Annotated in this window: 15 protein-coding genes and 1 pseudogene; 8 read left to right on the top strand and 8 right to left on the bottom strand. The window is 66.1% G+C overall.

Annotated features, from left to right (window positions below; translation table 11 throughout):
• The first annotated feature begins 473 nt into the window (after window positions 1-473).
• The 3 genes from GNX96_RS28175 to GNX96_RS28165 are packed head-to-tail and all read left to right on the top strand — an operon-like array spanning window position 474 to window position 2,005.
• Window positions 474-692, top strand: coding sequence for a hypothetical protein (locus GNX96_RS28175; protein WP_163570761.1), 219 nt, complete (start codon window positions 474-476; stop codon window positions 690-692).
• 30 nt (window positions 693-722) lie between these two features.
• Window positions 723-1,040, top strand: coding sequence for a hypothetical protein (locus GNX96_RS28170; protein WP_163570759.1), 318 nt, complete (start codon window positions 723-725; stop codon window positions 1,038-1,040).
• Window positions 1,037-2,005: a hypothetical protein gene (locus GNX96_RS28165; RefSeq protein WP_279581684.1), complete on the top strand. Its 969-nt coding sequence runs from the start codon at window positions 1,037-1,039 to the stop codon at window positions 2,003-2,005. Before GNX96_RS28170 ends, GNX96_RS28165 begins: the two co-directional genes overlap by 4 nt.
• 489 nt (window positions 2,006-2,494) lie before the next feature.
• On the opposite strand, the gene GNX96_RS28160 is transcribed toward GNX96_RS28165, so the two are convergent.
• From GNX96_RS28160 to GNX96_RS55765, 8 genes are all read right to left on the bottom strand, one after another.
• Window positions 2,495-3,370 (bottom strand): hypothetical protein, encoded by an 876-nt coding sequence (locus GNX96_RS28160; protein WP_163570753.1) that lies wholly within the window; start codon window positions 3,368-3,370, stop codon window positions 2,495-2,497.
• A 279-nt stretch (window positions 3,371-3,649) separates the two neighbouring features.
• A complete protein-coding gene (locus GNX96_RS28155; RefSeq protein WP_163570751.1) occupies window positions 3,650-3,925 on the bottom strand; it encodes a hypothetical protein in 276 nt (91 codons plus the stop codon).
• A 100-nt stretch (window positions 3,926-4,025) separates the two neighbouring features.
• On the bottom strand, window positions 4,026-4,271 hold the full coding sequence (locus GNX96_RS28150; RefSeq protein ID WP_163570749.1) for a hypothetical protein: 246 nt from the start codon (window positions 4,269-4,271) through the stop codon (window positions 4,026-4,028).
• Window positions 4,272-4,366: 95 nt separating this feature from the next.
• Window positions 4,367-4,585, bottom strand: coding sequence for a tyrosine-type recombinase/integrase (locus GNX96_RS55775; RefSeq protein WP_279581683.1), 219 nt, complete (start codon window positions 4,583-4,585; stop codon window positions 4,367-4,369).
• On the bottom strand, window positions 4,554-4,910 hold the full coding sequence (locus tag GNX96_RS55770; protein WP_279581723.1) for a tyrosine-type recombinase/integrase: 357 nt from the start codon (window positions 4,908-4,910) through the stop codon (window positions 4,554-4,556). The genes GNX96_RS55775 and GNX96_RS55770 overlap by 32 nt, the downstream gene beginning before the upstream one ends.
• A 161-nt stretch (window positions 4,911-5,071) precedes the next feature.
• On the bottom strand, window positions 5,072-5,266 hold the full coding sequence (locus GNX96_RS28140) for a site-specific integrase (protein ID WP_163570746.1): 195 nt from the start codon (window positions 5,264-5,266) through the stop codon (window positions 5,072-5,074).
• Window positions 5,267-5,485: 219 nt separating this feature from the next.
• On the bottom strand, window positions 5,486-5,893 hold the full coding sequence (locus GNX96_RS28135) for a hypothetical protein (protein WP_279581682.1): 408 nt from the start codon (window positions 5,891-5,893) through the stop codon (window positions 5,486-5,488).
• A gap of 31 nt (window positions 5,894-5,924) precedes the next feature.
• On the bottom strand, window positions 5,925-6,455 hold the full coding sequence (locus GNX96_RS55765) for a hypothetical protein (RefSeq protein ID WP_279581729.1): 531 nt from the start codon (window positions 6,453-6,455) through the stop codon (window positions 5,925-5,927).
• Here GNX96_RS55765 and GNX96_RS55760 point away from each other — a divergent pair.
• From GNX96_RS55760 to GNX96_RS28110, 5 genes and pseudogenes are all read left to right on the top strand, one after another.
• Complete coding sequence (locus tag GNX96_RS55760) at window positions 6,339-6,590, top strand: ATP-binding cassette domain-containing protein (protein ID WP_279581722.1); 252 nt, start codon at window positions 6,339-6,341, stop codon at window positions 6,588-6,590. The genes GNX96_RS55765 and GNX96_RS55760 overlap by 117 nt on opposite strands.
• A gap of 48 nt (window positions 6,591-6,638) precedes the next feature.
• Window positions 6,639-6,758: pseudogene (locus GNX96_RS55755) on the top strand (ATP-binding cassette domain-containing protein); the annotation flags it as partial.
• Between the two features lie 361 nt (window positions 6,759-7,119).
• A complete protein-coding gene (locus GNX96_RS55750; protein ID WP_279581728.1) occupies window positions 7,120-7,674 on the top strand; it encodes an ABC transporter permease in 555 nt (184 codons plus the stop codon).
• Window positions 7,625-7,945, top strand: a complete 321-nt coding sequence (locus GNX96_RS28115; RefSeq protein WP_163570681.1) for a hypothetical protein — start codon at window positions 7,625-7,627, stop codon at window positions 7,943-7,945. The genes GNX96_RS55750 and GNX96_RS28115 overlap by 50 nt, the downstream gene beginning before the upstream one ends.
• Window positions 7,942-9,492 carry an aminotransferase class V-fold PLP-dependent enzyme gene (locus tag GNX96_RS28110; protein ID WP_279581681.1) on the top strand — a complete coding sequence of 517 codons (1,551 nt, stop codon included), beginning with the start codon at window positions 7,942-7,944 and terminating at the stop codon, window positions 9,490-9,492. Before GNX96_RS28115 ends, GNX96_RS28110 begins: the two co-directional genes overlap by 4 nt.
• Window positions 9,493-9,751 lie beyond the last annotated feature (259 nt).

Here is a 9,751-nt window from a genome sequence, read left to right as displayed (position 1 = left end):
GGGGTTTTCCGGCGTCGGCTCCGGGATCGGGGGATCCAGGGGGCGGGGTTGGCTGAACGTTGGGATCGAGCTCAGCTCCGGGTCGTACGGCTCGCTCATACGCTTGGACCTTCACAATCTTTTTGCGTGGTGTGCCGGTGGGTTTCGGTGTCTCCGTGGGCGGGTCGCCGTCCGGCGTTGCGGTCGGCGCGGTCGCTGCTTCGGAGTCGGGAATGCGGCGGGCGAACACGATCCCGCCGCAGTCCGGTTTCGGGCAGGGACCGCGCCAAGTGGTGCGGCCTTTGGGGGCGAAGTGGCTGACGATCCGCTTACATTTCGGACAGGCACCCCGAACCCTGAGTTTCGGTGTGTCAGTCACGAACACCCTGCTTTCTGTTCCGACACCTAACATCAGTGTTCGCTACTAGTACGGGGTAGGGGTACCCTTGAGGTAGGAATTTAGCATCCGTTGCAGGCCCTGAAGGGTGTTCTACATGGCAACAATTGAAAGACTCGAAGCACTCGCCGAGGCCGCCCGGATCTCTGCCCAGATAGCAGCCGAGGACAGAGAGGCACGGGACCGGGAGATCGAGGATGCGGACGCTTCGGATCGGATGGGGATCCGAGTCATCGCCCGGGCCACGAAGCTATCCCCGTCGCACGTCTCGAAGATCACCGCGACCCGCACAGCCCAGCGTCAGGCGGCGATGTAAGTGCAGCAGCAATTTCCAAAGGCATCGTCAGTGACCCTGGACGCGACGGGCGCCGGGCAGGTGCTCATCACCCCGACCGGCGGTGACTGGGTCCTGGTGAACATGGGCGTTTCGGTGTCCAGTTCGACGCTGCAACCGACCGCGAAGCTGTTCAAGAACTTCCCGGCCCAAGTGAACTTCATCGAAGGCTCATACACGGGCGCGAACGACTCTTCCAACACGCGGATCGTGCTCCGCCAGGGCGAGACGTTGTTTTGCGTGTGGGCCGGTGGGGACGCGGGCGCAAGGGCAACGCTGGTATGTCAGGTCGTCCAGTACCCACCCGGCCAAGCACCCTTGGAGCAGTGACCGTGCCCTTCAGCAACCCGATCGTCGCCGGCACCGCGCTGGTTCGAAGTGCGATCAAGAGTCCGAACTATGTGGCCGGGTCGACCGGATGGTCGGTCAACGCGGACGGCACCGCTGAGTTTGCGTCCTTGCTGATCGACGGTGGAACGGTCATCGTGACGTTCACTGACGGCTCGCAGGTGAAGACTTTCGCTGGCAGCTATTCGACCACTAGCGGTCCTTTTTTGGGCGCGTGGATAGCTTTGGAGCCCAAGAACGTCAGTGGGCAGGCCTGGAATCCTGGTGCTATCGGGACCATCCCATCGGGAACGGACGCGACTCGCGCTAGTGTGGCGCTACTCTCGCCCTGGAATGCGAACCAGGTCGGTGACACTCAATCGCAGATATTGCTGCGAAACAAGGGCGACAACGCGGACGGTCTCGGCTGCCGAATCGGTCTTCTCGGGGACAACGTCATCGTCGGCGGAGCGACCACGCCGGAGGTGCTGAGCACTAGCGCGGACACCATCTTCATGAGCGCAAGCAACGTCTATCTTGACGGCAATCTCGCCCCATATCCCGGCGGCGCGCACACCCCTAAGATCGCCGGCCAGCCATTGCAGCCGGCGAGCGGTACCGTCGCCTTGACCTGGACCGGACCCAGCTACGTCAACGGCTTCAAGGACGGGGGCTCGCCGGCGGGGTATTTCCGGGACGCATTTGGGCGTGTCTCGCTGCGCGGGCAAGTGACTGGTGGTGCCGCGTCGGTGGTGGGCGCGGTCGTCGCCACACTGCCTGCCGGGTTTCGTCCGGCCGCCGGACGTACGGAGGTGTTCGCGGTCGCCGGGACAAACGCTGGCGCCAACGTGTTCGGTCGCGTCGACGTGAACAGCGCTGGTCAAATCGTCTGGCAAGGACCGGCTGTCGTAACCGGCGGCGTCAACTATTTCAGCCTCGCGACCGTGTCCTTTTACGCGGAGCAGTGACAGTCCGGCGGACCCGACCTGCGCTCAGTGCAGGCCAGGTCCGCCGGCGGTCAGCCCCAGATGTGTTGGCTGATGATGACGATCAGGGGGCCCCCGCGTTGAGGCCGGCTGAAACGCCAATGGCGATGCCATAGACGAACCAGTTGCGTGTGGTTGAGGTGCGGTCGGCGGACATGGCGGCGGTCTCCTGTCAGTTGGTGGGGGTTTTTGTCAAAGGAGTGGTCCGGACCGGTCCCGGACCGGTCCGGGACCACTTCCCAGGGCGGTGGTCCGGTGGTCCCCCCCCCTATAAGGGGGACCGCCGGACCGCCCCCTGGCCTGCACGTTTACGAGAAGCAAAATGATCACCCGGACCACCCCCCGGACCGCGCCTCATCAGACTGCATCTTGTGCCAGTCTTGGAGCGCTCTGAGAGCCCGTCCGCTGCCCCAACCGGTGCGGTCCATCACGTCGCGTTTGGATTTCGGCGGCGGGTCCAATGCGTCGACTTCAGCCACGTCGGCGTACGAACGGTCCATCGGTGGTAGCGGCAAGGTCGCGGTGACGATCCGCCACCGCACCCCACCGTTCGGTAGCGCGTCCAGGATGTACCGGCCCGCCAGGGGTCCGTTTCTCGCCCGTGCAGTGCTCCCTCACGCCCCCAGGGCGGTCCTTGTGGACAACGAGGCTCGCCGCGCCCCCCAGGCCCGGAGAGAACGGCTCAGCCACCGTTACGCGGTAACTGGCGCCGTTGATCGCCCGAAGTTTTGCCAGCGTCCCCGTAGCGCCCCTGTCGCGGGCGTCATCGGACTTCGGCAAGTGGTCGATCGCAACCACGACCGCGCCGGAGCTGGCCAGCGCGCTCAACGTCAACCGGTGGCCCTGCGTGTACTCATCCGGGCTATTCGACGACAGCCGCAACATCGGGATGATTTCACCCAAACTATCCACTACGGCAACAGCCGGCCGCCAATCCCGTAGTTCCCCGACCACGGCTAGCAACTCTTCGGACTCCTCCGGCTCAGCAAGGCGAAACACGTCCTGGTCACCGAGGATCTTCGGATGCACCCCGAGCGCCAACAGGCGGGGAATGATCTCGGCGGCTCCGTTGTGGTCCGCGTCAACGATCGCCGCTCGCCGGCCGTCGGTCAGCGCTTCCGCGACCGCCGAGTATGCGATCCACGACTTGCCGCACTCCGGGTCACCGAACAGAATGTTCGTTTTCCCCGCGTAGAAAAGAGAATGCCCGTCCTCCCGCGTCAGCAGGACCGGTTTGGGTGGCTCCGGGATGCCGCCGGCCAGCAACGCTGCCACGTCTACGAACAGCGGCGGCGCCTGGTCCAGCTCGTCCAGCTCGTCCGCCTCGTAGTGCAGAGGCCCGGTCACCGCGGGCGCTCCGACAGCCCGAGCCGGCGCGCGCGTCCCGCGTCCAGTTCCGGGGCAGGGCACCATAGTTCTGAGATCCGGTTCTCGCACACGTCATTTATGGCGCGCCGGTACCCATCGGAAAACCCAATCTCGTAGTGAACGATCACGTCTTCAGCGGAGTCGCGCGGGATTATCACGGGTTTCAGCAGGTCACGCGGTAGAATCGGCGTGACGGTTCGCGGCTTGCGGCGGCGGGTGTCTGGGAGGCGGTTCCCCCCGGGGGGCCGTTTTCCGCGCTCATGCGGCACCGTCCGCAGTCTTGTTCCGGCGGCGGGCGTGCGCGGACAGCAACGCCAGCTTGGCGAAGTACGCACGTTTCGCATGCTCGGCGCGCTGGGCACGCACGGCCGGCGGTAGCGTTCCATCCGGGTCAACCTGCTGCTCGAACCGTTTGAGGCTTGCCTCGCGGGCAGGGCGGGTGCGCGCGGAGCGGTCGACGGTGCGAGACCAGGATGTCTCGGCGGCGATTTTCGCTCGGAGGTGTGCGACTTCGGGGGAGGGTTTTCCAGGCACGACGAGTCCTGTCGATCAGGAGTCGCCGGTTGCCAATCCGAACTGTTCCTCAGATCCCTACGGGAGAGCGGCAGTACGGGAACCTTACAGCGGTGTGCTTCTACTTGCCGGGAATGACACGCCGAGCGATCGACGCGTCAAAGAAAGGATCGTCCAGAGTCGGGGTCGGCCACAGAGTCACAGTTTTTTCGCGCTGACGCAGGAGATCGGCGGGCACCAGCGGGAACTGCCGGCGGCAATGCCGACACCACGCCACTCGCAGAGAATCCGCGTCCGGGCTATCAGCGGCGACCCGCGACCACGGCAATTCCCGATCACCCGGCGGCACGTATTCAGCGAATGTCACGGCCCGTCCGCTCGCGGCCGCGACTACCTGGCCAATCACATGGGGGCGCTTGGACCGGTCGCAAAGCACTTTCGACTCGGTTCGATCAGCAGTCATCACAGGTCCCCCAGATTCAAGCGGGCGGCTTCTTCGGCGGCCCGGTCGGATTGCGTCGCTCGCGTGTACCGGTCCAGCATTTCGCGGCGCTGCCAACCAGCAACCGCCATCAAACCACCCTCAGACCCACCACCGGCCAACCAACGCGTTGCGAAAGTGTTCCGGAGCCGGTGCGGGTGAAAGTCCTTAAGACCGGCCAGTTCCGCGCGATGCTTCAATGCCTCGGTACAGGCCGGGATAGCTGAACCCTTTGCCTCGATCGCCGAGCCAGAACGCGGGACTGCCTGCGAGCCGATGCTTGTCCCGTAATCGGAGGTACCGGTCCAGCGCGCGTATTGTGCGCGGTCCGACTGGCACCACCCGCCCGCGGCCGCCCTTGCCGCGCTCGATTGTCGCCCGCCCGGCGGCCAGGTCGACCGCATCCAACGTCAACGCGGCAGTCTCACCCGCGCGGGTACCGGTCTCAGCCATGAAACGCACCAGCGCCTCGTCCCTACGTTCCCGGAAATCCCGGCCGTCACACGCCTTGATCAACGCTTTCACTTCATCCAAAGTGAGCGGATCGACGACCTTCGTGTCGACCTTCGGGGAGCGCGCGTTGACCAGGTGGTCTTCGGGGATCTCACGCTCTTCCGCCAGCCACGCCGAGAACCGCTTGACCGACCTGTGTCGGTTGTGTGCCGTCGCCGGTTCGGCCCCACCATCTAGTAGAGAGACGGTGAACGCGCCAGCATGTCCTTGGTCAGTGCAGGTGGCGTGCCGGTCTCGGCGGCCCAGTCGAGAAAGAGCCGGACGCCGGTTGTGTAGCTGGATACGGTGTTCGGCGACTTGCGTTCGGCGCGGAGGTGCAGCGCCCACGAGGTGAGCAGTGTGTGTAGCTCGGCGGCGGTGAAGGCCATAGCGGTATCTTGACTGAAAGCGCTATGCTACGCAAGTATTCGCGCCATCCGGCGTGTCTTTGCAGGTAAGACCCCTATTCGTAGGGTCGGCTCAGTTGAGATACCAGAGGAGCATCACCAGCCATGCTGTCAAATGGCGCCGCAAACGGGCCTGCCGAGGCGTCCGGATCCGGCCGAATATCCGATTCCGAGGTGCCCGTTCCGTCCGTAGTCTCACCGCTATGAGCGCTTCGCGCCCTCAGCCGCCAGCCGGCTCTCCGTCCCCCGCCCAGCGGCCCACGTCGCCCGCTGCTGGTGGTCCTTCGGCCGTACACCCGGACGAACCAGCCGATGCCGCCGCCGCGGTGCCGCAGTGGCCCACCGCGCCGCCCGCGCCTGCCGGATCCGCCGGTGATCCGTCCGCGCCGGGCGCTCGGCCGACCGCACCCCCTGCGGGACCAGCCGATGGACCCCGCGCGGTGCGGCCGTCCTCGCCGGCAGCTGTACGGCCGTCGGCGGGACCCGCTGCCGTACGACCACCGTCGCCCGCCACCGGGCCGGGCGGTCGACAGCCGGGACAACATGGTGCTCAGCCGGCCCGACCGGCCGGGCCGCAAGGCGCACCGGCAGGGCCGCCCGCTCGACCAACCGAGCCGCCTTCGGCCGTACCCCCGACCGCTCAGCCTGGGCCGCCAGCGGGCCGGCCACCGGCGTCGGCGACCGTGCCGTCGCTGATGCCTCCGGTGGTGCGGCCCGGCAAGCCGCCCGCACCGCCGGCCGTCATTCGGCCGGCGGGTCCTTCGGTGCTGCCGCCGGTCACCCGTCCGACGCTGCCGACGACGACGACGCGCAGCCAGTGGTACGCCCGGAGCCCGCGTCCGCGGGAGTCTCGTCGCAGACCACGGCGATGCCCGTGGTGGTGCCGGCGGCGACCATGCCGGCAGGCCCGACCGCCATCCCGGCCGTGCCGGCGGTCGTGGCCGCGCCGCAGAGCGCGGTGGCCGGTCGGTTGACGGCTGACCGGATTAGCAAGGTCGTACGCGGCAAACAGACGATCCTGCGGACGATGTCGCTGGTGGTCGAGCCGGGTCAGTTGGTCGCGATCATTGGGCCCAGCGGCGCGGGAAAGACGACTTTGCTGGAAACGTTGGCCGGCCTGCGCCCGGCGAGCACCGGCGTCGTACGCCGCGCCGGCTCGGGTCGGGTGCACTCGGTTTCGTGCCGCAGGAAGACATCATTCACCGCGACCTGCCGCTGGGGCGGGTCTTGCGCTATGCGGCTCGGCTGCGGTTGCCCGCCGGCGTGGGAAATGCGGAGATCGAGGAGGCGGTCGACTCGGCTTTGACCGTGTGCTGCGCGGCTCAAAGACCGGGAGAAGGTCCGGGTTGGCCGGTTGAGCGGTGGGGAGCGCAAGCGAGCCAGCATCGCTGTCGAATTGCTGGCACGGCCGCGGTTTTTCTTCCTGGACGAACCAACTTCCGGGCTCGACCCGGCGACCGCGGCCGAGTTGATGCGAGCGCTGCGGCGAATCGCGGACTCCGGTTGTACGGTGATCATGACCAGTCACAATCCCCCGGACGTGGACCTCTGCGACGAGGTGCTGGTGATCGCGGCGGCGGCGGCGGGCTGGCGTTTGGTGGAACACCGGCGAAAGCGCGCGAGTTCTTCGATGTGCCGGCGATCACCGGCATCTACACCCGGCTGGTCGAGCACAACCGGGACTACTGGCTGCGCCGGTTCGCCGACGACCGGGCCGGTCGTACGGACCTGTTCGCCATCCCGACGGCCACGTCCGTTTCCGAGCCGTTCAACGAAATCCTGGAACCGCAGCTGGTGCAGGAGCGCCGGGTTGGACCGTTCGGCAGTGGTTCCTGTTGACCGTACGAGCGTTGGACATCCTCGTCCACAACCGGCTGACCCTGTTGATCGTGCTGGGGTCGCCGGTGGCGATCCTGCTGATGTTCCTGATGCTTTTCAAGCCGGGTGCCTTCGATCCCGTGCATCCGATCCCGAACACGTCGGCGATGATCCTGTTCTGGATCGCATTCGGCGGGTTCTTCTTCGGTCTGACGTATGGGCTGTTGCAGATCTGTACGGAATTCCCGATCTTCTTCCGAGAACGGTTTGCCGGCGTACGGATCTGGCCGTACGTGCTGTCCAAACTCGCCGCGTTGTTGCCGCTGTTGATTCTCGTCGACGCCCTGCTGTTGGCGGTGCTGCGCTGGACGGACCGGTTGCCGAAGGGTGATTTTGGTCAATTGGCAGAGCTTTTCGGCACCCTGTTGCTGGCCTCGGTGTGCGCGATGGCGCTCGGCCTCCTGGCTTCGGCCGCGGTTTCCGAGCCGGGCCAGGCAACGCAACGCTCATGTTGCCGATGCTGTGTTTCCCGCAGGTCCTTTTCGTCGGCGCTTTCCTGCCGGTGCCGGTGATGGCGTTGGTCGGCCGCTGGATGAGCTACGTGATGTCGAACCGCTGGGCATTCGAGGCGCTCGGCCACACCGCCGGGGTGGAAAAAAACTGTGGAGCAGTGGCGCCTCCCCGCTCGGCGCGCCGCTGCTGGCGTCCTATGAGGACACCTTCTCCCGGCCGGCCTGGGTCGACTGGCTGATTATCGGTGGCATGGCAGTGGTTTTCCTGGTGTCCTGCTGGTTGATCCTTACCCTCAAGGCCGCGCGGCGCGGCGGGAGGCCGGTGCGATGACCGGTCTGGCACCGGTACCACCGGGGTTCCTGGCCAGCCATCCCGAATATGCTGACACCGCCGCCCTGGATCTGTTGCGGGCCAACGAATACAGCCATCTGGATGCGGGCGGCGGGATCTATCTCGACTACACCGGTGCGGGCGTCGCGGCGGAGTCGCAGTATCGCGCGCACGCCGATCGGCTGAGGTCCGGCTGTTATGGCAACCCGCACTCGGAAAACCCGACCTCGCGGGCGTCCACCGAGTTGGTCGAGAGCGCCCGCCGTGCGGTGCTTTCCTTTTTCAACGCCGATCCGGCCGAGTACGCGGCGATTTTCACCGCGAACGCCTCGGCGGCCTGCCGGCTGGTGGGGGAGTCGTACCATTTCCGCGGCCGCCGCTGTGTGCTGACTTTCGACAACCACAATTCGGTGAACGGGATCCGGCAGTTCGCCCGGTCGGCCGGCGCGTCCGTACGGTACGTTCCGTCGCGCGGTGGCGATTTGCGAGTGTCATTTGCCGATATTGACCGGACGCTGCGCGGCCGCGGGCTTTTCTGTTATCCGGCGCAAAGCAATTTCACCGGCGTGCAGCATCCGTTGGACTGGGTCGAATTCGCGCATAGCCGCGGCTATCAGGTGCTGCTGGACGCGGCCGCGTACGTGCCGACGAATCCGCTCGATCTCAGCGTGGTCAAACCGGATTTCGTACCGGTCAGCTGGTACAAGGTTTTCGGCTATCCCACCGGCGTTGGCTGCTTGCTGGCCCGCCGCGACGCGCTCGCCCAACTGCGTCGCCCGTGGTTCGCCGGCGGCACGATCCAGGCCGTGAGCGTGCAGGGAAACTGGCACGTACTGGCCGAAGACGAGTCCGCTTTCGAGGACGGCACGCTGAATTTCCTTGCTATCCCGGACATCGAGGTCGGGATCCGGTGGATCCAGGAAATCGGCGTCGACCTGATCCGCCGCCGCGTCCGCTCCCTGACCGGTTGGCTGCTCGAGCGACTTCGGTCGCTGCGCCACGAAAACTCCCGCCCGATGATCCGCATCTACGGCCCTACCACCACCGTAGGTCGCGGCGGCACGGTCACCTTCAACATCGTGGACCCCACCGGCGTACTCATCGACGAGCGGCTGGTCTCCACCGAATCCGCCGCCGCCGGCATTTCGCTGCGTACCGGCTGCTCTGCAATCCGGGCGCCGGCGAGGACGCTTTCGCCATCACTCGCCGTACGCTCCGGGGCACCATCGGCCGCCGCCCGCGGACCATCGACGACTACCTCACCCGCCTCGGCCTGCCCACCGGCGGCGCCGTCCGGGTGTCGCTCGGCCTGGTCTCCACGGTCGAGGACGTGGAGCGCCTGGTCGCCTTCATCGAGCGCACGTACACCAACCGCCCCGCCCACCACCACCGGCCCTCGCACCCCGCCTGCGCTGCTAAACCGGGTTTTCTCCGCTGGACCGGTCGTGCGACTCATCGACCGCGGCACAATGTCCCGCACTCGACATCGAGTGCGGGACATTGTGCCGCACTCGACGACCAACCAGCCATCCAAACCGGACAAATAGCTCACAAAGTGCGTCAAATTCTCAAGCCTCGACAGAGTGCGGCGCGAAACTGTCGTACCCACCCCGAAAAATCACCCCCACCCAAGAACGGGTGGGGGGCGGGTTTGAGGACCAATGTTCAACTAAAAATTAAGGTCCACCTCTCGACCCACCCCCCGCCCGTTCAAAGGGAGGGGGACAGAAAAACAGACACGTACGACAATTTCGCGCACCAACCGGCGTGTCGGCGGCGACGACACTCGTTTCTTGTCAACACGTC

Source organism: Fodinicola feengrottensis, from assembly GCF_010993775.1.
In the GTDB taxonomy this organism is placed as follows: Bacteria; Actinomycetota; Actinomycetes; order Mycobacteriales; family HKI-0501; genus Fodinicola; species Fodinicola feengrottensis.
Note: the sequence above shows the minus strand (reverse complement) of the source record. Positions and strands in the feature narration are given on the sequence as shown.

What these genes read in the sequence shown, in the direction of transcription:
- GNX96_RS28175 (WP_163570761.1), top strand. Translation starts at nt 474, where the DNA reads ATGGCAACAATTGAAAGACTCGAAGCACTCGCCGAGGCCGCCCGGATC.
- GNX96_RS28110 (WP_279581681.1), top strand. Translation starts at nt 7,942, where the DNA reads ATGACCGGTCTGGCACCGGTACCACCGGGGTTCCTGGCCAGCCATCCC.
- GNX96_RS28140 (WP_163570746.1), bottom strand. Translation starts at nt 5,266, where the DNA reads ATGGCCTTCACCGCCGCCGAGCTACACACACTGCTCACCTCGTGGGCG.